Genomic DNA, 20,397 nt, shown 5'->3' with positions numbered 1-20,397 from the left:
CGATCCGTCAGCGCAATGCCGCCGCCACCCGGAAAAGTGCAGGCAGCAGCTCGGCTTCGATGCGCTCGGGCGAGTAGTCGTCCAGCGTTGTCGCCATGGCGATGGCGACCTGCGCGCCAGACGGCACCGTCGCCAGGATCGCCACCGCGATCTGGTGCAGGTTGACCTGGTTCCGGGTGATGACGTAGCCGTCGGCCCGCGCCCTGGCGATCTCGGCCAGCAGCGTTTCCAGGTCGGTCGTGGTGCGCGGCGTGAAGGCGATCGGCGGCTGGCGGCGGTAGATGTCCCGCAGTTCCGGCTCGGTGCTGGTGGTCAGCAGCATGCGTCCGCTGGCGTTCGACCATGCGGGCAGGCGACGGCCGGGCAGCATCTCGGCCAGCGTCAGCTGCCGGCTGGGCAGGCGCAGCAGGTAGACCATGTCGTCGCCGCGCCGCATGCTCAGGTTGACCGCCAGGCCGAACTGGTCGCGCAGCACGGCCAGGTGCGGCGCCAGCTGGGCGATCAGCGGATCGCCCTTCAGGTACGAATGCCCCAGCTCGACTGCCTTCGAAGTGAGGCGCAGCCGCCGCGAGCCGGTATCGCGGGCGAGATAACCCAGCTTTTCCCAGGTGAAGACAAAACGCTGCGCCGCACTTTTGCCCAGGCCGGTCATTTCAGCCAGTTCGGTCAGCCCGAGGTCGCCCGGCCGCGACGCAAAAGCTTCCAGCACCCGCATGGCGCGTTCGACCGCCGCTACGTAGAGGTGTTCCTTCTTTTCGCCGGTTTCCTCGCCTTCACCGGGCTGCTGTTCATCAAGCATGGGTTTTCCCTCTTTGCCAGGCACGATTCTGGCTTAAAAGTATTTTATTGGAATAGTTTGTATTGTATGTCAATACTTTAAACAAATGTCTATTGAACTTTGCGACCGACCGGCCACCGAACTCCGCCAGGAAATCCTGGACGGCCACCTCAGCGCACGCGAACTGCTGTCTGCCCATAGCGAACGAATCGACCGATGCAACCCCAGCGTGAATGCACTGGTGACGCTGGACCTGGATGCCGCAATGCGAGAGGCCGCATACGCCGATGATCGCCAGGCGCGGGGCGAAACCCTCGGACTGCTGCACGGCCTGCCGATGGTGCACAAGGACTGCTTCCTGACGCAGGGCATGCGCACCACCCAGGGTTCGCCGCTGTACCGCGACCATGTGCCGGCGGTCACCAGCCTACTGGTGCAGCGCGCCCAGGCTGCCGGTGCCATCACGCTGGGCAAGAGCAACATTCCCGAATTCTGTGCGGGCTCGCATACCGTCAATACCGTTTTTGGTGCGACCCGCAATCCCTACGACCTGGGCCGTTCCGCGGGCGGCAGCAGCGGCGGGGCGGCGGCAGCGCTGGCCAGCGGCATGGCGGCGCTGGCCGACGGCAGCGACATGGGCGGATCGCTGCGCAACCCGGCTTCGTTCTGCAACGTGGTCGGCCTGCGGCCTTCGCCCGGACGTGTGCCGCAGTGGCCTTCGCTCAACCCGTACAACGCGCTGACCGTCATCGGCCCGCTGGGCCGCACGGTGGCCGACGTCGCACTGCTGCTGGCCGCGCAAGCCGGTGCCGACGCGCGCGACCCGCTGTCCTTCGATCAGGACCCGGCCGGTTTTCTGGGCTCGCTCGAATGCAACACCCTCGGCACCCGGATCGCCTTCGCTCCCACATGGGGCGGGCTGCCCACCGACCCCGCCGTGCTGCGGGTCATCGAGGCGCAGGCGGGCGTGCTGGAAGCGATGGGGGCGGAGGTGACTCCCGCCTGCCCGGATTTTTCGCAGGCCGACCACGCCTTCCAGATCCTGCGCGGCGTGGCCTTCGAACTGGCTTACGGCGAACTCGCCGACCGAAGCCCGGAAGCCTTCAAGGCCTCCATCCGCTGGAACATCAGCGTGGGCCGCAAGGCCGGCGGCGCGGACATCGCCCGGGCCGAAAAAGCGCGGGCCGCACTGTTCCAGCAGATGCACGGTTTCATGCGGTCGTACGACTTCCTGATCGGAGCGGTCAGCCAGGTGCCGCCTTTCCCGGTCGAATGGGACACGGTGCACCAGATCGACGGAACCCCGATGTCCAACTACATCGACTGGATGCGCTCCGGTTATTACCTGTCGGTGACCGGCCACCCGGCCATCTCGGTGCCCTGCGGCTTTACCGAGGACGGCCTTCCGGTCGGCCTGCAGATCGTCGGCCGCTACCGCGAGGAACGCGCCCTGCTGGAATTCGCGCACGCATTCGAGCGGGCCGTGCCCTGCGGCCAGCGTCGACCGCCGCTGCCCGCGGTCTGACGCGTGCCCGCCAGCGGGTTTTCTTCCTTTTCTCTTGTTTCCCCCACCGCAATTCACCCGAAATTCACCGGAGCCTTCGAATGAAACGAATCATCAGCACCGCCATGGCCGCCGTCGCGCTTCTCGGCAGCGCCGCCGTATTGGCCGACACCTATCCGTCCCGGCCCGTAACCCTGATCGCTCCCTTCCCACCCGGCGGCTCGACTGACGTGCTGGCCCGCATCCTGGCCACCCGCCTGGGTGCCCGCCTGGGCCAGCCGGTGGTGATCGAGAACAAGCCCGGCGCCAACGGCGGCATCGGCGCATCGGCTGCGGCGCGCGCAAAGCCGGACGGCTACACCATCCTGCTGATGGGCGCTTCGTCGTACACCGTCAACACGCTTCTGTACAAGAACATGGGCTATGACCCGGTCGCCAGCTACGACTACCTGGGCATCGCAGGCGGGTCGCAGCTGGTGATGCTGACCAACCCGACCACCGGACTGGGCACCGTCAGGGATGTGGTGTCGAAGTCGGCTGGCGAGGCATTGAGTTTCGGTTCGTTCGGCACCGGATCGCTGCCCCAGATCGCGGGCGAATCCTTCGCGCAGAAGACCGGTGCCAGGCTGGTGCACGTGCCCTACAAGGGCAGCGCGCCGGCCATGACCGACCTGATCGGCAACCAGATCCCGCTGACCATCGAAACCATGGTCGCCGCCATGCCGCAGATCAAGGGCGGAAAGGTCAGGCCCATCGCCGTCCTCGGCCGCGAACGTGCGGCGCAACTGCCCAACGTGCCGACCATGCAGGAAAGCGGCGTGCCGGACTTCGAATACGAGACCTGGTTCGGCATCGTCGCGCCCAAGGGAACGCCGGCCGATGTGGTCGACCGCCTGTCGCGCGAGCTCAAGGAAATGATGGCCGACAAGACCACCCAGGAAGCGATGGCGGCCGCCGGTTTCGACCCGCGTTATTCCGATGCGCGCCAGTTTCGCGATCAGGTGCAGCGCGAACTCAAACGCAACGCCCGGATCATCGAAGCTGCCGGCATCAAGGCCGATTGATCAGCTGCCGATGTACACGCCCAAACCCTACGAGAACCAGGACCGGGCCGAGCTCCACGACTGCATGCGGCGGTGGAGCTTTGCGACCCTGGTCACGCACGGCGCCAACGGCAGCCAGGCCACCCATCTGCCCTTTCTGCTCGAGGACGGCGACGGCCCGATGGGCACGCTGACCACCCACCTGGCACGGGCCAATCCGCAACTGGCCGACCTGCTGGCCGGCGCGCCGGCGATGGTGATCTTCCAGGGGCCGCATGCCTATGTGTCGCCCAGCTGGTACGACAACCAGCTGACCTTCCCGACCTGGAACTACGCCGCCATCCATGTGCGCGGCCAGCCGGTGTGCCTGGAATGCCCGGACGAAGTCCGGGAAGTGCTGGACCGCACGGTGCGGCAATATGACGAACCGCTGTGCGGTGCGTGGCGTTTCCAGGCGATGCCGGCCGAAATGATCCGGCCACGCCTGAAAGCCATCGTCGCAGTGCGCATTCCCATCGAGTCGCTGGAGGGCAAGTTCAAGTTCAACCAGGACAAGTCGGCCGCCGACCGCGAAGGTGTGATGCGGGCCCTGGAAGCCTCGGCGGATCTCGGCGACCAGGCTGCCGCCGAATTCATGCGGCGGCGTGAATCCAATCGCACCGTTCTTGAATGAATCTGCACACAGGCGGAGCGGGCAGGTCATGCACGACCCCCCCGGCTGCATCGCCAGACCTTACGGTGCGAGTCCCCTCGGTCCGATCCACTCGACCTGAGTGACTTCCCTGACGAAGACCGCGTTATCGTTCCAAACCGAATTCGCGGCGTCCCAGGCCATGTCCATGACCGATCGCATCGCCAATGCGCCGGAATAGAAGTAGTCCGCTGCAGGCAGGTCCAGCAGTGGCTCGTCCGTGCCCGTCTCGGCAACATTCAAGTCGCGGGATGCCATCGCGACATCCAGTGTTTCGTATGCCTCGGGGGGAGGGTTGCCATAAAGCTCGACCCGTACGAAAAAAATAGGCATCACTCCTCCGGTATTGGCCTCTCTCACAAAGTGAGGCGAGAAAGCAAGTGACCGCTTCACTGAATCGTCGAAGAATTCGAATGGTTTCAAATCAGGCATGGCTGGCGATTGTGCCCATTCGGGCATTCGTTCGAAAGTCTCTTGTCGTCATTCCTGGCGTGATTGATTTGGCCGAAGCCAGCGCCTGAGACGAGCCGCCACACGGCATGAACCGGGGCGGCAAAACGTTGCGTTCGAACTTCAGGTCGTTCGAATCGATTGGCTGGTCAGAATGACCTTGCTATTGCAAAATGCGGCGCTGCCAGTGGGGGGAATGTTGGACACGCGTGGATATTTCGAAGCCCCGCCGCGAAATCAATCAGTGATGGAAAAAGGGCCTTCAATGACACAAGTCGATATTCTTCTGCCCGTCAAAAACGGCATCGAATTTTTCAGGGAATCACTGAACAGCATCTTGGCGCAATCATTCACGGACTGGCGATGTATCGTCCTCGATCACGGGTCCACCGACGGGTCTCTGGAGTTGGCGAACGGCTATCGGACAGGCGATCCGAGGTTCGAGGTCAGGAGTTTCCCGGAAGCAAAAGGACTGGCAGATCTGCTGAATCGCGGATTGGCCTTGTGTACCGCTCCTTATATTATGAGACTCGATGCGGACGACATTGCACTGCCGGAGCGAATTTCAAAATCCCTGGCCATATTTGAAGAAAATCCAGGCATTGCGGTAGTCGGTGGACAGGCGATCGTCATCGATAAACATGGAAAAACCATAGGGCATATGACCGTCCCCACCGACAGGGACAGCATCACCATCAGTGCCTTATTCGCAAACCCCATCATTCACCCCGCCGTCATGTTGCGAAAGACGGAACTCGATAAATTGAACGGGCGTTATGGCGTGAGTTTCGTCAGCACGCCAGACGACGAACCGTTCGAAGTCAATTCGCTTGCGGAAGATTATTTGATGTTCGGACAATTTGCGATCTTGAAGAAGTGCATGAATTCGCCGGATGACCTGATCTTGTATCGCCAGCACTCGTCGAGCGTCGGCCAGTCAAAATTCGAAGACCAGATCGCCGTCGCCCTGAAGGTTTCGCGGCACCTGGCTGAAAGATGGTGCCGGCAAAATGCATTGCCTGAATTCGATCCGCTCCCGTTCTGCACCCATGGTGGAACCCTCATGAAAATTGCGGGCAAGGTCGATTTTTCCGCGGAATCGAAATCCATCCAGGGAGTGATACGGGCGTGCATGGGTTCGACCACGAGCACAGAAACAGAACTGAAATACCTCGATGTGATAAGTGTCAGGAAGCCCCTGCACCTGATCGTGAGATATTTGGGATATCTATCGAAATTTTCGTATCAGTCCCGGCAGTGGTATCCAGTGAAATCCTGGCTCCGGAAATGGGTGAAAAGTAAGTCACCCATGAGGCAATCGAAAGCCACTGCCTGATTTACCTACTTTCTGACGATCGACAGCGCATCCGCCAGTGCTTTTCGTGCGAAGAGGAAGGATGCAGCCATATAGACGATGCAGCCAGTAATGGAGCCAACGACCAACCTGGTGGCGGGTGCCGAGTCGATCAGAATCACGTTCGCCAGATAATGCATGGACAAGGCCGTGAAAAAGGCAGCAGCTGTTATCGGAATCAACACTGCCGCTATCGACTGAAATCGCATTTTCAGTTCTTTGCAGACTTGCGACAGTGATAAAACAGTGCTGCAAAGTGCCGCAAGAAGCAGGCCGGACATGGCGAGCTGTATCGAAAACCGGGATCCGGCACCTAAAAAGATCGTCATGAAAACCGTGCTGCAGAAAGTCAGCGTGAGCAGTACATGAGATTTTCCTCGGGCCACCAGCACCGTGCCACTGGCAGAATCCACCACGTTCATGAGGCCCATCGGCGCGATCCAGAACAAGAGTTTAGCCGCCGAGAGCCATTTTTCGCCAAGAACGACCGTGGTGAATACTTCACTTATCGACCACAATCCCGCCAGGACCGGGAAACACACGAACGCGACGACGCCAAGAGATCGAAGATAAAGCCCTTGTAGTTTATCGAGATCTTGTTGGAAAGCGCTCATCGACGGAAGAAGTGCGCGCGCGACTGTCCATGCGATATTTTGAATCGGGTTCGTGACCAATTTGGTCGCAATATTATAGTTGCCTAGCAATGCGTGACCGAACATCCGTCCGATGATTGCGACGTCGATGGCGCCGCGAAGATAATGGATAAGTGCGTAAAGCGTCAGGGAACCACTCGTCTTGAGCAAGCTGTTCAACGCGAGGCGCGAAGGTTTGAATTCAGGCCAGTTTCCACGATTGACTGTCAGAATGATGCCGGTGGCTACCATCGCCGCCACAAGCGCCTGCACGACGAGGCTGTACACGCCGGCACCAAAATATGCCGCGGTCACGCCTGCCATTATTCCTAAAATCACGGAAGATACTTCTATTACCGCAAGCGCCTTGAATTCACCCGTTTTCTCCATTTTGGCCTGTTGCAGAATGGATAATGAACTGATGAGGAACAGGGGGGACAGCGACAACAGGATTGTCTTGAGTTTGGGCGTGTCAAAAAGATGCGCGGCGACATAAGCGCCGATAATCATTGCGACGAAGAGAACAAAACCCGAAAAGAGGTTGATCGCCAGAACCGTCGACTCGAATTCGTCGCTGGAGTCCTTTTTTTGAATGACGGCAGGCGATGTGCCTAGATCCCTGAGGGAATATGCAAGGGTGGTAAACACGCCGGCAAGTGCCATCAGGCCATAATCTGCCGGAGATAGAAACCGTGCAAAGATGGCAATGGATGCCAGTTGGAGGGCTATCTTGAGACCATGCGATATGGTGACCCACCTGGCACTGTTGCGCGTGTTGATCGAGACACTACTTTGGTTCATTGCGCAATTGCCTGAATCGGATCGCTTTGCATGAATCGACAATCCATGCTCCTGGAAATCGACTTATGACTTGTATCGATCTTTGTTTTCATCGGCCGGGCTGATTTTGGCTTTGCCGTTGTCGGGCTTGCTCAATTTCGATTTTCGAGCAGCCATATCCCGTACGAGGGCGGCCAATTCGGCGTCCGCGTCATCGGAATGCCGCTCTGTTCTCCGCCATTCAACTTGGGGCTTGTGCACGAAACGCGTATACAGCCGCGTTTTTGCCAGCATGAAACCGATACCTCGGAAAAGATCGCCTCCACTCAGGATGTCGGACGCGAAACGGGCGCGCGCAATCAGAATGGCGGAGGAGAGCATGGCGAAACCGATAACGGACGCTATCAGCGGAAGATGCCAGCCCCACCAACCGGAGCCGATGGCGGTAACGGTGAGAACCGCCAGCTGCGCCGCAATCAGTAATGCCAGGGGCGGTATCAGCATGTCGACAACCATTGCGGTTACGGCCGGTTGGAAGTTGAGGACTGACTTAGCCAACAGCCCTGGCCCCTCCTTCAGGATCAGCGAAAGATGTCCGTGCTCCCAGCGCGTGCGCTGGCTTTTTGTGCCTTCGGCGCTGCTCGGAAACACACTGCGGACATGCGCCTCTTCGCAAAATAGCGGGCTGGCACCTGCAGCGGCCAATCGCACACCCAGCTGCATGTCTTCGGCAAGGTGACCGCTGGCCAGCGGAGCCGTAGAAATCACCGACCACGGAAATGCCATACCGGCACCTTGCAGTCCGCAAGGCAAACCCATGCGGTGCATTCCACGCGGACGGACCCGGTTCTTGACGCGCATTGCAAATTCGGCCGCCCGCATTTTCAATGCATTACCTGCAGCGGCCATCAGGTAGGTGGCCTGCACGGGACGACCGGTCCGCATGCTGAGTCGCGCGATACGGTCGATGCATCCGGGTTCCAGTGTGCAATCGGCATCGACAATCACCACGACATCGGGATGGTCCTTGGCGAAGTGGCGCACTCCATAATCCAGCGCATAACCTTTGCCTCGGCGTGAACCATCGAAACGTTCGACCACCTCTGCGCCTTCAGCGCGCGAAAATGCGGCCGTGTCGTCCGTGCAATTGTCTGCCACCACCAGTAATCTGTCATTCTCCGCCAGCTGGGCTCGCGCGCTTTGCAAAGTCGCCAGGATGCCGCTCGATTCGTCATGTGCGGGTATCAAAATGCCAACGCGGGGGCGGGTAGATTCTTCCTCCACACGCCGAGCATTTCTTGTTGGCAAACATGCCAGACCCACTTGAATCAGCAACACAACGGCGGGTAAAGCGAGAAATAGCGCCAATATCATCAGGGCGATATGAATGACATTGGACAGCATCATCAAAATGTAAGCCATAAAACCACCTTGTCAGGTACTGATTGCGCTGAAGAGGGCCGCGAGTTTCACCACCTCCGTGTCGATGTCATGCCTTTCGATGGCCGCCTGGTTTGCCGCAACTGCCATATCTGCCAACACATCGGGCGGGCAGGCCATGCAAGCCACCATCGCATCCGCCAGGGCGGCCACGTCGCCGGCAGGTACGAGCCAGCCGTTTTCACCATGGCGCACAAGTTCAGGAATTCCGGCGATCGCCGTGCCGATGACCGGCCGGCGCAACGCCATCGCCTCCATGAGGACTACCGGCAAACCCTCCGCAAAGCTCGGCAGCACTAAAACACGAGCACCCAGTATTTCATTGCGGACTTCAGCGCTGCTAATCCAGCCCGTGATGCGCACCCGATGGCGCAGTCCCAGTTTTGAAAGCATCGCCTCGATTTCACCACGCAGTTCACCGTCTCCGGCCAGGACCAGATCGAAATCCGCGCCTCGTGACAGCGCAAGGACGTAGGCATCGATTAAAAGCAGATGGCCTTTCTGTTCTGATAATCGGCCGACACACACCATCGTCCTGCCTTCCGGAGTGCCTGCCTCAACGGTATGGAATGCGCGCTCCACGCCGCAATGTACGACCTTGATCTTGTGCCAGTCGGACGGGTTTGCCCAGCGGTAAAGCTGACTCCGACCAAAGGAACTGATGGCCACGACGAATTTCGCCCGACTGATCTTTTCCCCAAGATGCAGAAATTCCGGTTTATCGAATTCCTCCGGTCCATGCACGGTGAAGCTATATGCAGGCCCATTCCGGCCGCCAAGGCAGTCCACCAACATCGCGACTTCTGCGGTATTGGTCCCGAAGTGCGCGTGCAAATGGCGCACTCCGGCCATGTGCAGTCTTTCCAGGGCAAGGCAGGCTTCTGCCAGGTAGATCAGATGCACAGGCCATGGACGGTCGGCCCGCCGCGCCATTTTCAACGCGAGTTTCAGCGCGGTGAACCACCGGATGGGCGACTTGGCAAACGTTCTGGCGACAGAAAGGACCATCGCCAGTGCGCCGCCCTTCAATAGATAATGAGTAATCGCTTTCTCGGCGGCATCTTGCGGATCTGGTGTCGGTTCTGCCCACCCGCGTACGGCCAGCCGGGTGACGGTGAAACCGAGGCGCTCCAGTGCGAGAATCTCCCGCCGTATGAAAGTGTGGCTCACCTTAGGATATTGATTGACCAGATAACCTATCTTCACTGCAAGCCTCCGACCTTCGTATCCGAGCCGTCTATCCTCGGCGAAATGATGCGAGCTGGATTACCGACAGCCGTAGCGCCCGAAGGAACATCTTGTAAGACCACCGACATGGCGCCGACACGTGAACCGTCGCCCAGGTTCACGCCACCGATGATTTGGGCATAGGCTCCCAACTCGACTCCGTCGCCAAGTGTTGGCGTCGGCCCACCATCGATTCGATTGCCCAGGGTAACGCCTTGGCGGAGTGTGCAGTTGGCACCTATCGTGGTTCCGGGATGAACAAAAATTCCGCCAAAATGCCAGATACGCAGGCCGGGACCAATACTCGCCTCCTTGGGCAGGCTAATACCGGTCATGGTCTCCACACCCCTGAACATCACCCAATACAGATTGGTCAACAGGCGCTTTTTGATGCCGACCGGTCGGGCGTCGATACGCTGGCCAAAACGATAAACCCAAATCGCCCAAAGTGACTGCTCCCGGAAAAGTGCCCGCCAGCTACCGCCGCAGCGCGCCAGGTCGGCTTTCCAATTTGCATTCATTTGGCCTCGGCCTTTTCGTTCGTTGGTTCGTTAATCAGCGTGGCCCCCACCAGGGCCCGTTTTTTTGAAGCCGTCGCATAGGCTGTCAACCTGGCGGTTACGGTGCCGGCCGGCCATTCGAATATGGAAACCTGGCCGTTTTTCATTTCCCCGCTGTCGTATGAAACTTCTGATGCCGGCGTGACCAACTGAAAGCGGAGCCGGGCATCCATCGTCGTTCGGACCGCAAAGCGCAACTTCTGGCCTGCAACCGGGCGCGCCCATTGCACCGAGCCCATGGCCCGGTTGACGGAATTCAAAAATACGGACGAAGCTGGGCTCGGCTCGATGACGACGGCCTGATGCCAGGTATCAAAGGTCGCCGCGCCGCCGCCGCTGATCGAGCGCCAGGCACCACGCATGGACAGCAGATTCAGGCGCCGGTCGACAGTCATCGATTTTCCGTCTCCGTCCGTCCATCCCGCGGTGCCGACGACTTGTCTCAACCCCGCGCGCATCCGGTCCAGGTCATTCGCATTCCGGCTATTCCAGCCTCCTGGATGCAGATTGAGATTGCTGCCGTTTTCGACGTAAACCACAAATGGCGTCCCGACATTACGGTCGACGACATATCCACCGAAAATCTTGAGCGTCTCCGCCACCTTTCTGAGATGCGGATCCGCAATGCTGGAGGTATTGAAACCGTGCGGCAGCATCAGCAGGGCGCCTTCTGGCACACGGCCGCTATTTGTTGTGGCGGCGTCGCTGTCGGATGACGTCGCGGGAAAAACATAGGTCGGGTCTGCGCTCATGCCGGAATAGGTCAAGGACAAGGCCAGCGCATGGCGATAGACCGTTTCGCCATCGTTGATTTCATGCCGCCGGATGATTCCGGCCATGGTGGGTACTCCTGCGGCACGCGAGCCCTGAAAGTAATGACCCGGTTCACCCCATCCACGGCCGTCGATGCGGGTCCAGGAATATTGATTGGCACGCCATTGCCCGTTGACCATCTTGAGTTGGAAGAACGAGTGCACGATGCCGGAAACCGGATCGACAATATCTGCGTGTCCATCGGTGCCGGTCGCCGGAATCACATTGGACGGCCAACGCGGCAGGGTAATCGATTCGCGCGCAAGCTCGGCATCTGGATCCCAGATGCCGCGGTCGTCCGTAATGCCACGCACCTGGACAGGGCCATCGGTTGCAGCCGCCAGAAAAACGCCCGTCGACCAGGCTCCTTCCACAAACGCAGGGTAATAACTGGATTTGGGAATTTCGAAATCATTCAAAACCGGTGAAATCGGTTTTGCGTTCCACGGCGATTGAGCCGAAAACGGTTTGAGATAGGTGCCCCATGGCTCGGCGGCGAAGACGGGCAAGGCATTCAAAATGAGAAGCACCGAAACCGACAACGTTTTTCGATGCGTCGCCTGGCTTTTGCTTGTCGGATATACAGCATTAACCATCGAGCACCCTTCAGCCCTTCGTTCCGCGTTCGACTTCAGGTGCAACACTTTTGGGCCAATAGCTGACCGTGCAAACCGCACCGACTGCAAACCAAAAATACCAATTGAACACAACATAAAAGAGCATGTTGTCCGCTGCGGATACCACCAGGTAGGTTCCCAGCAATGCTCCAAATATGAGAAAAATCAGGCGGTCATTTTTACGCATCTTCCACAGAAAATAACCGCATGCAGAAAAAAGCCAAAAATAGCTTGCCAGGCCCAGCAGTCCCACTTCAAAAAACAGTTGCACGAAAACGCTGTGTGAGTTGAAGCTCATGCCCCCTGACAAAGGAAAAAATCGAGTGCAATAATAAATGAAGGAGTTGGAGCCGTATCCGGCAAAATAGTGACTGACGTCCATCCAATCCAAACCGCTGCGCCAGAGAATCTGCCGCCAGGCGAATGAATTCAGCTTGGCGTAATTGGCGGTTGAATTGCCTTGGAGGAGGTCAAACATGCGATCACGGAATTCCGGAATCAACATGGCCGCAGCCGGTACGGCCGCAAGATAGAAAAGGAATCTCCGTTCGGCAAATACACCATATACGGTGAAAAGGAAGGCGGCTGCAAGCCAGGCGCTGCGAGTTTTAGTCGAATAAAGCGCTCCGATCAGCAGAATGATGTATAGGGAGTAAGCAAGTGAGGGCAGGGCCTGGCCGGCCGATCGGTGTGGCTTTTGTCGTTCACGTATTTTCCAGAGATACAACACGACACCCATGACGACGACGACATAGAACGCCAAAATATTCGGATGCGGAAACGGTGCGCCGTAGCGATTCGATACGGCTTCCAGTCCATCTTCGGATGAGGCTGTATCGCCCGTCATGATCGCAACCAGATTCAGCATCAGAACCGGAATGGACGAGATCAATACGATATATAACGCACGACGCAGCGATTTCCGGTCGTGGACTACATGGAACGCGATGATGAAGATTGCGAAGGTCGAAATTTGCGCAAGTCCGAAACGCAATGCGGACACCCGCTCCGGAGCATAAACGATGCCGATTATCTGCATGGCCAAAAAAGGTATCCATGCCCACCATGCGGCTCGCGGGACTCGCGCCGGGTCCCGGAGCGTGAAAATCCCTGCCAGGATAATGACGACTAAATTGACCAGGCCGCCGAGTCCACCGAATCCTGAGAATTGAGTGCCCTGGAAGAACTGGTCTGCCCCGGCACGCATCAGCATGATCGAAAGCACCAGCGTGGTCGGGCTGAGCACGATCATGACGGCCATCACAATGGCGATCGGCAAGGCGGCCAGAAACATGGGGCGATCGTTCGCCAGGTCTCCAGCCATGGCGCTCACCCAGCCCATTACCAAGCAAAGCACGCACAGACCGATGGCACGTGTCAGAAAAGTCGAACTGCTTTTGCTGAATATCTTATGGAGAAAGGCGTTTGCGTCGCCACCGGCATTTGCAGACGATTCACGCCGGAGGCGTTTCGCGTCGTGTCGATCATCAGGTTTTTTTTGAATGTGCTGCATCACGTGCGGACGTTATTCCATGGCCATGCGGCCGGAAAATTTCGGTATCACCATCGCACTGCTTTCGCTTCATGCTCCACATATGTCATGCGCTGCAGCATTGGTCGTCATGGCAGCAATTACGCCGCCTAATCAAAAGTTATTGACCACTACCCCCACCATGTTCGCGACGCTGCCATTCAGCATCTGAACCAGTTCTTCAAGAGCGGCGATTTTGGATTCGTCTTTTCGTGCCACCACCAGAGCGGCACCGCAACGCGATGCAATGACTCCGCAATCGGCGCCATAGACAGCAGCGGGCGTATCGACGATCACGTGATCGAACTGGATCGTCAATTCATGCATCAGAACGCCGAATGTGTTGCGCTCCACCAGTTCCAGAGGATTGGGCGGCGTGGCGCCGACCGGCAGCACAAACAGGCTCGGCACTCCACTGATTTGCCGTATGGCGCTGCGTTCCGCACGGCCGGACAGCAGGGATGAAAGGCCTACCTCGTTTGGCAGCGCGAACACCTCATGCTGGCGCGGGACACGCATGTCGGCATCCACCAGGAGAGTCCGCCCGCCTAATTGCGCAAGCGTGATTGCCAGGTTGGCCGAGAAGAAGGTTCTTCCATCCTTCGAGTCGGCACTGATGATGGCCAATGCGCGACGCGGGGTGTCCGAGCCGTAGAGTCGCATCATGAGCTGACTCCGGATCAGGCGAAATGCCTCCGCCTGGGCGGAAAAAGGTTGGGTCAGTGCGACGAGTTCGGCACTCCTCGTCTGAAGCTCGCTGGGTGCGTACGGATAATCGAATTGTTGGGAAAGTGCCTCCAGAACGTCGTCCGGCGTCACCAAGTTCAATGCGACTGCCGCCTCGCCGAAACGGACATTGCGTTCTTTTTGATAACGCAGCACTTGTTCGACCTGGTCAGCCGAAAGAGTGCGCATGCCTCCGATGATCGAGCCGATGGACCGGTTTTGGTCGCTGCCGGATGGAATTGCGCCATTTGTGATCGCATCACTGCTCTTGTTTCCGCGGCTGTCGTCGTCAACGAAGCTCATGACACTCTTCCATTATCTGTGCTGTTTTTCAAACCGAGCAGGCGTTGCTCCATGCCGGAGAATCTTCTCTGCTTTCCTCGGCCAAGCTCTTTCGGCCCAGGAATCACACCGAGCAGCGGAAGCTGCAGAGCCATGACGACGTCCCGCGGGAGGCGCACCCGCTGATCGCGCAATTCCGAAAGTAGTGCAACACCGACGCCAAGAGCCGCGCCCGCCAATAGCGCAACTGCGATGTTCATCAGCAGGCGGGGCGACGACGGATTGAGTGGCGCCACTGCCTGTGTGAGCAGGTTCACATTACTCTGCATGTTCTGGCTTTCGAGACTCGTCTGATTCAACCGGGCCGTCACACTCTCGAAAGCCCGCTGGGCGCCTTCCACATCGCGCACCAGAACGCCAGCGGAATCCCGCATGGCTTTCAATCGGACAACTTTGGTTCGCTGAGCGTCCAGCAAGCTACGAACCTCTGATTCGCGCTGACGATTGATGGAATTCGCCACGACAGATCCGCCGCTCACGCGCTGTGACTCGACATCCAATCTTTTTTGAAGCTGAGCGACCAGGGCGGTCGACTCGATAACCTGCGGATGATTATTTCCGTAACGTGTGAGGAGTTCCTGATGGCGGGATTCTGCGCGGCTCAGGTCCTGGCGCAACTGGGCCACGACCGGATTGCTCAATACTTCCTGCATGCGGTCGGCAGAAGCTCCGCGCGCCTGGGCCTGGCGACTGGATGATTCGGAAACGAGTGCCTGAATGACAACCAATTGGGACGACAGTTCATTCAACCGGGCAATTTCGTTGTCCAGGTGTTCGTCGGTCGCGACGATTTGGTTTTCGCTTTGAAACTTCGACAGTTTCGCCTGCGCCGCTTCCATTTGCTGGCGCGCTGCCGCAGTCCGCTCCTCGAAGTATTTGACATAATTGCGCGCCGGGCCTACACGCAGATCAAGGGTAATCGCCAGATAAGCCTGCACAATGGCATTTGCGCGCGCTGCGGCATCTTGCGCATTTCTTGCCGAATACGACACGAACAATACGTTGCTTTCCTTGGACGGAATCACTTCCATATTCGTTTTGAGTTGCGTGCTGAGCCACTCGTCGATATTTCCCTGGCGGCCAGTGGCGGCGGCCCAATCTGCGCGCAACTCGGTGTCGTCCGAAAGTTTCAGATCCTGGACGGCGCGGAGCGTCACGCGGTCGCTTTTCAACACATCGACCTGCGTGTTCATGAAGGTCGGAGACGAAATCGCGGGATACATCGCCGAGATCGGATCCGGTTTTGCATCCACGACGACCGACGCGGTGGCAACGTATTTTTTTGGAATGAAGAAACTGACGACGCCTGCCGTTGCGGTGGTGAGTACCAACACCGTCAGGACCAGGAGCCAGCGCGCCTTGATGATCGATATAAAATTTTTGAGCGTCATTTACCATTCCACCTGATAAAACATCCGTGACGAAGAACCAATCGCTCCGCCTTGGTCTGCGTGCGTTGCATATCCCAGGTGTGTAGCGCTCACTTCGGGCACAGCCCGTTCGACCGTTCGAAATTTGCGAATGAACTTAACTGAAAACGCAATTTTGTAAACCTGTAGATTGCAACAGTAGATACGCTAAGTTACTTCACCCATCATCGCAGCTTTCGGGACCCGCACAGGGCTCAGGTGCTGGAAGGATCAACCTGATCGTTGTTGAAATGCGACGACTTGCGTCGTTTTCCCGTCAGAAAACAAGCTTTAAACAAGATGAAAGTGTATCAATAAGTGTTGGGGATGTCAGCTTGCGATACAGTGAAGGCTGCTTTCACAGCAAGCTTATGCGACTGTCTCTTGTCCTTTAAAAACGCGCCGAAGTCTGCGCTTCAACGGAGGACCGGTCGGTTTCTATGATTATTGTTGAGCGCGCCAATATCTGCTTTCGATTATCTTCGAGCAGCGAGGATCCGATGGATTTGCTGTGCGCAGGCTGTCCCTCGAAGCCGTCTGGTGTTTCCAGTTTCCGTTAAACAGATTTAATTTACTGTGGCCGGCCTCAGGAAAACCACCCATCACGCATCGTTCTTCGATGGATTTGTTGCCTTTTCATGCGCGAGTGCGTTGAGCATCACGCTGCTGATCTGGGCGGGGGTCTATCACGATGCCTTTTTTAGAAGTTTCGCAGTCGTCAGCGTGATCAGCTTCGTCGTTGGGTTGATCACCTTCCGCGATATTGGCCAGGAACTTCTGAGTGTCAGAGTGCGCAGGCGCTTACTTCTGCTGTCATTGCTCCGTCGTTGTGCATTGACATTTGCATTGGTCCTTTTTGCGCTCTACTTCGGTGGTGTGGCGTCCGATAAGTCGCGGCTTGTCATGCTCTGCTGGCTACTCAGTGCTCCATTTTTATTGATGCCGCTGCTACTGCTCTGCGGGCGATTCGCTGTAATTATCTATAGCGCTCCGGCTCTGCGCCGGAAGGCTGTTTTCGTGTTTTACGATGACGAAGCTGCACAACTTGCCAGCACGCTCGCTGAGGCTCCCATTCTCGGTATTACACCACTTGGATATTTCGATGATCGTGATGTGCCGCGAGGCTCGAATATCGCCGGGCTGATGAAGTTGGGCGAGGTAAAAACAGCGCACGACTGGATTCTCGACCACAGGGTCGACATGGTTTTCATAGGCTTGCGCGGCGCTCACGGAGAACGTGCCCAGGCGCTCCTCGATTCATTGCTGGACTCGGTGGTTTCGATTTATTTTGTACCGGATTATCGGCCGGCAGGCCTGCGGCATGTCCAGTATGCAGAACTGGCAGAAACGCCGGTGCTGGTGGCCTACGAAACGCCGTTTTTGGGATTGTCCCGGGTTTGCAAGCGGGCCATGGACATTATCCTGGCGACTCTTTTGTTGGTTGCCGCTTTTCCCGTCATGGTGGCGTGCGCATTGGCGGTCCGACTGAGTTCTCCGGGTCCGGTGCTGTTTCGGCAGAGGCGCTACGGCGTCGGCGCCGTCGAAATATCCGTTTTTAAATTTCGCTCGATGCGCCATGACGCGCCGTCGGTGGATGGAGTGATTCAACAGGCATTGCGTAATGACCCCAGGGTCACGCGGGTGGGAGCGTTCTTGCGGCGAACCTCGCTCGACGAACTGCCCCAGTTCTTCAATGTGCTCGGTGGCTCGATGAGCATTGTCGGTCCGCGCCCGCACGCAGTGCAACATAACGAGTTATATCGGCGGCAGGTTCGCGGTTATATGCTGCGCCACAAGGTGAAGCCTGGGATTACTGGTTGGGCCCAGGTCAATGGTGCGCGCGGTGAAACGTCGACAGTGGAGAAAATGGAGCGCCGCGTCGAGCTGGACCTCCATTACATCCGCAACTGGTCCTTGCTGCTTGATTTGCGGATTATCCTGAAGACCGCATTGCTTGTGGTCAATGATCGCCACGCCTTTTGAGTTTCAGGCAAAAGGCCAGGCGTCAGGAGATTCAGGTCATGGGTGATCGGTCAGCTCGCAGTTCAAGCCGCGCGTAAGGGATCGGTCGACTGAACGCCCGATGGGCCTGCCTTGTCGAGGGTCGCCGATTTCGCCTGGATGAGTTCGATCTTGTACCCATCCGGATCCGTCACGAACGCGATGACGGCGCTGCCGCCCTTTACCGGCCCCGGCTCGCGACTGATGGCGCCGCCGGCTGCTCGGATCTTTTCGCAGGCCGCATAGATGTCGGGCACGCCCAGGGCGATGTGGCCGTAGGCGGTGCCGAGTTCGTATTCAGTCGTGCCCCAGTTGTAGGTCAGTTCGATCTCGGCCTGGCCGGGGTTGCCGCCTTCGAAACCCAGGAAGGCCAGGCTGTATTTGTATTCCGGGTTTTCCGACTGTCGCAGCAACTGCATGCCGATCACGTCGGTATAGAACTGGATGGAGCGTTGCAGGTCGCCGACGCGCAGCATGGTGTGAAGGAATCGCATGGGGTGTGTGGGTTCTGGCTGACGAAAACCGGCATTTTGCTTCCTGCCCGACGGCGTGTCCGATAACGGGTTTTTCATGATGTTGCAGCTGCAATGATTGCAGCTACAATCCGCGACCATGTCGTCAAACCCGTCTTCTGTCGCGCCCGATCTTTTGTCACTTTCCGCAGTTCCGTCACTTGCTCCGGTGTCTCCGCTCGGCTGCACCAACGCCAAGCTGCGCCAGCTGACCCGCCGTGTCGGCCAGCATTTCGATGCCGAAGTTGCCCAGTCCGGCCTCAAGACCACCCAGTATTCGCTGCTGACCACCATCGAGTCGCGCGGCCCGGTGCGCTCGGTCGACCTGGCGGCGTCGCTGCACATGACCGCTTCCACCCTGAGCCGCAACCTGCATGTGCTGGTCGACGCGGGCTGGCTGCGTATCGACGACGGGCCCGATGCCCGCAGCCGGCTGGTCAGCATCACCGAAGCCGGTCGTGCGCAGCGCCGCGCTGCCCGTGCGCACTGGCGGCGGGCCCAGCAGTCGCTGGTGCTGTTGCTCGGCGCAGAACGGGTCGAGGCGCTGCATCGGCTGATCGACGAAGCCCTGCCGCTGCTGGCGCCCGCGCCCGACGAACACGGCGACGAGCACTGAGCCTGGCGCATCCCATCCCCGGTTTCTGCATCGCCTATTCATTTCAACGCCTCCTCCGAAAGACACCCACCATGTTGTCCCGAGACCTCTCTTCCTGGCTGCAGCGCCGGGGCATCCACTACGGCTGGGTGATGGCCGTCGTCACCTTCCTGACGATGCTCACCATGTCGGCGGCGCTGGGCCTGCCCGGCGCGATGCTGCAGCCGTTGTCGAAGGAATTCGGCTGGAGCACCAGCGACATCTCGTCGGTGCTGGCGGTGCGGTTCGCGCTGTTCGGCCTGATGGGGCCTTTTTCCGCGGTGCTGATGGAACGCTTCGGCCTGCGGGCGGTGATGTGCACCGGTCTGCTGCTGGTCGGCGGCGGCATGGCGCTGGTGACCCAGGCGTCGCACCTGTGGCAGTTGTTCGTGCTGTGGAGCCTGATGCTGGGTGTCGGCACCGGCATGACGGCGCTGGTGCTGGGTGCGGTGGTGGCCAACCGCTGGTTCGTGGCGCGGCGGGGCCTGGTGGTCGGCATCCTGACCGCCAGCGCGGCCACGGGGCAACTTGCGTTCTTGCCGTTCGCCGCCTGGATGATCGAACGCTGGGGCTGGCGCTCGGCCGTGGCGCCGCTGTTCGCCGGCTGTTTCGCGGTCGGGCTGATGGTGCTGCTTTTCGTGCGCAACCGGCCGGCCGACCTGGGCCTGGCGCCGTATGGCGAGGCACCAGGTACGGCGCCCGTCAGGGCGGCGCCCATGGCGATGACATGGCGCACGCCGTTCACCATTCTGGCCGAGGCATCGCACAGCCGTACCTTCTGGGTGCTGGCCGGCACCTTCTTCATCTGCGGGCTGTCGACCAACGGACTGGTGCAGACCCATTTCATATCGCTGTGCGGCGACAACGGCCTGTCGCCGGTTCCGGCGGCATCGGTGCTGGCGATGATGGGTGCTTTCGACCTGTTCGGCACCATCGCCTCGGGCTGGCTGTCGGACCGGTTCGACTGCCGCAAGCTGCTGTTCTGGTACTACGGGCTGCGCGGCCTGTCCCTGTTCTGGCTGCCGCACTCGGGCTTCAGTTTCTACGGCCTTGCGCTGTTCGCCATCTTCTACGGCCTGGACTGGATCGCCACCGTGCCGCCGACCGTCAAGCTGGCTGGCGCAGAGTTCGGCCCGCAGAAGGTGGGCCTGGTGTTCGGCTGGGTGTTCGCCGCCCACCAGCTGGGCGCGGCCACCGCGGCCTACGGTGCCGGGTTCTCGCGGACCATCCTGATGAGCTACACACCGGCGCTGTACGTGGCCGGCGGTGCCTGCCTGGTGGCCGCCTGCCTGGCGCTGACCGCCCGCAAGATGCGGCCGCCGCTGGCGAACATGGCGACCGCCAGGGCCTGAA

The 20,397-nt window shown here is 59.0% G+C and carries 18 protein-coding genes; 7 read left to right on the top strand and 11 right to left on the bottom strand.

The features are described from left to right. Positions 1-7 precede the first annotated feature (7 nt). Entirely contained in the window at positions 8-799 is a 792-nt protein-coding gene (locus AC3ANW_RS14230) for an IclR family transcriptional regulator (protein WP_488341498.1), read from the bottom strand. Between the two features lie 85 nt (positions 800-884). Here AC3ANW_RS14230 and AC3ANW_RS14225 point away from each other — a divergent pair, with 85 nt between their 5' ends. The 3 genes from AC3ANW_RS14225 to AC3ANW_RS14215 all read left to right on the top strand — a co-directional run bounded on the left by AC3ANW_RS14225 (position 885) and on the right by AC3ANW_RS14215 (position 3,998). Then, the gene (locus tag AC3ANW_RS14225; RefSeq protein ID WP_488341497.1) at positions 885-2,303 is read left to right on the top strand and encodes an amidase; all 1,419 of its coding nucleotides are present in this window, start codon (positions 885-887) and stop codon (positions 2,301-2,303) included. 80 nt (positions 2,304-2,383) lie between these two features. Continuing rightward, on the top strand, positions 2,384-3,346 hold the full coding sequence (locus AC3ANW_RS14220) for a Bug family tripartite tricarboxylate transporter substrate binding protein (protein WP_488341496.1): 963 nt from the start codon (positions 2,384-2,386) through the stop codon (positions 3,344-3,346). Positions 3,347-3,356: 10 nt separating this feature from the next. Continuing rightward, positions 3,357-3,998: an FMN-binding negative transcriptional regulator gene (locus AC3ANW_RS14215; protein ID WP_488341495.1), complete on the top strand. Its 642-nt coding sequence runs from the start codon at positions 3,357-3,359 to the stop codon at positions 3,996-3,998. A 60-nt stretch (positions 3,999-4,058) separates the two neighbouring features. On the opposite strand, the gene AC3ANW_RS14210 is transcribed toward AC3ANW_RS14215, so the two are convergent. After that, the gene (locus AC3ANW_RS14210) at positions 4,059-4,448 is read right to left on the bottom strand and encodes a hypothetical protein (protein WP_488341494.1); all 390 of its coding nucleotides are present in this window, start codon (positions 4,446-4,448) and stop codon (positions 4,059-4,061) included. Positions 4,449-4,620: 172 nt separating this feature from the next. Here AC3ANW_RS14210 and AC3ANW_RS14205 point away from each other — a divergent pair, with 172 nt between their 5' ends. Continuing rightward, the gene (locus AC3ANW_RS14205) at positions 4,621-5,802 is read left to right on the top strand and encodes a glycosyltransferase (protein WP_488341493.1); all 1,182 of its coding nucleotides are present in this window, start codon (positions 4,621-4,623) and stop codon (positions 5,800-5,802) included. A gap of 5 nt (positions 5,803-5,807) precedes the next feature. Here AC3ANW_RS14205 and AC3ANW_RS14200 read toward each other — a convergent pair whose 3' ends face one another. From AC3ANW_RS14200 to epsF, 8 genes are all read right to left on the bottom strand, one after another. Next, positions 5,808-7,253, bottom strand: a complete 1,446-nt coding sequence (locus tag AC3ANW_RS14200; protein ID WP_488341492.1) for a lipopolysaccharide biosynthesis protein — start codon at positions 7,251-7,253, stop codon at positions 5,808-5,810. 63 nt (positions 7,254-7,316) lie between these two features. Beyond that, positions 7,317-8,654, bottom strand: a complete 1,338-nt coding sequence (locus tag AC3ANW_RS14195; protein WP_488341491.1) for a glycosyltransferase family 2 protein — start codon at positions 8,652-8,654, stop codon at positions 7,317-7,319. Positions 8,655-8,666: 12 nt separating this feature from the next. Continuing rightward, a complete protein-coding gene (locus AC3ANW_RS14190) occupies positions 8,667-9,878 on the bottom strand; it encodes a glycosyltransferase (RefSeq protein ID WP_488341490.1) in 1,212 nt (403 codons plus the stop codon). Next, positions 9,875-10,420, bottom strand: a complete 546-nt coding sequence (locus AC3ANW_RS14185; protein WP_488341489.1) for a serine O-acetyltransferase — start codon at positions 10,418-10,420, stop codon at positions 9,875-9,877. The genes AC3ANW_RS14190 and AC3ANW_RS14185 overlap by 4 nt, the downstream gene beginning before the upstream one ends. Further along, positions 10,417-11,868, bottom strand: coding sequence for an Atrophin-1 multi-domain protein (locus tag AC3ANW_RS14180; protein ID WP_488341488.1), 1,452 nt, complete (start codon positions 11,866-11,868; stop codon positions 10,417-10,419). The genes AC3ANW_RS14185 and AC3ANW_RS14180 overlap by 4 nt, the downstream gene beginning before the upstream one ends. Positions 11,869-11,878: 10 nt before the next feature. Beyond that, entirely contained in the window at positions 11,879-13,402 is a 1,524-nt protein-coding gene (locus AC3ANW_RS14175) for an O-antigen ligase family protein (protein WP_488341487.1), read from the bottom strand. A 132-nt stretch (positions 13,403-13,534) separates the two neighbouring features. Then, positions 13,535-14,449, bottom strand: a complete 915-nt coding sequence (locus AC3ANW_RS14170) for a polysaccharide biosynthesis tyrosine autokinase (RefSeq protein ID WP_488341486.1) — start codon at positions 14,447-14,449, stop codon at positions 13,535-13,537. Then, positions 14,446-15,879 carry a chain length determinant protein EpsF gene (gene epsF / locus AC3ANW_RS14165; protein ID WP_488341485.1) on the bottom strand — a complete coding sequence of 478 codons (1,434 nt, stop codon included), beginning with the start codon at positions 15,877-15,879 and terminating at the stop codon, positions 14,446-14,448. Before epsF ends, AC3ANW_RS14170 begins: the two co-directional genes overlap by 4 nt. Positions 15,880-16,548: 669 nt before the next feature. On the opposite strand from epsF, the gene AC3ANW_RS14160 reads away from it, so the two are divergent. After that, complete coding sequence (locus tag AC3ANW_RS14160) at positions 16,549-17,880, top strand: undecaprenyl-phosphate glucose phosphotransferase (RefSeq protein WP_488341484.1); 1,332 nt, start codon at positions 16,549-16,551, stop codon at positions 17,878-17,880. Between the two features lie 62 nt (positions 17,881-17,942). Here the strand turns inward: AC3ANW_RS14160 and gloA are convergent, their stop codons facing one another. Beyond that, entirely contained in the window at positions 17,943-18,392 is a 450-nt protein-coding gene (gloA, locus tag AC3ANW_RS14155; protein WP_488341483.1) for a lactoylglutathione lyase, read from the bottom strand. Between the two features lie 187 nt (positions 18,393-18,579). Between gloA and AC3ANW_RS14150 the strand changes: the two genes are divergently transcribed. Both AC3ANW_RS14150 and AC3ANW_RS14145 read left to right on the top strand, forming a co-directional pair. Continuing rightward, the gene (locus AC3ANW_RS14150; RefSeq protein ID WP_488341482.1) at positions 18,580-19,026 is read left to right on the top strand and encodes a MarR family winged helix-turn-helix transcriptional regulator; all 447 of its coding nucleotides are present in this window, start codon (positions 18,580-18,582) and stop codon (positions 19,024-19,026) included. A 71-nt stretch (positions 19,027-19,097) separates the two neighbouring features. Then, on the top strand, positions 19,098-20,396 hold the full coding sequence (locus AC3ANW_RS14145) for an MFS transporter (protein ID WP_488341481.1): 1,299 nt from the start codon (positions 19,098-19,100) through the stop codon (positions 20,394-20,396). Position 20,397: the final 1 nt, after the last annotated feature.

The sequence above is a fragment of the Xylophilus sp. PBN-3R genome (assembly GCF_057747805.1).
Note: the sequence above shows the minus strand (reverse complement) of the source record. Positions and strands in the feature narration are given on the sequence as shown.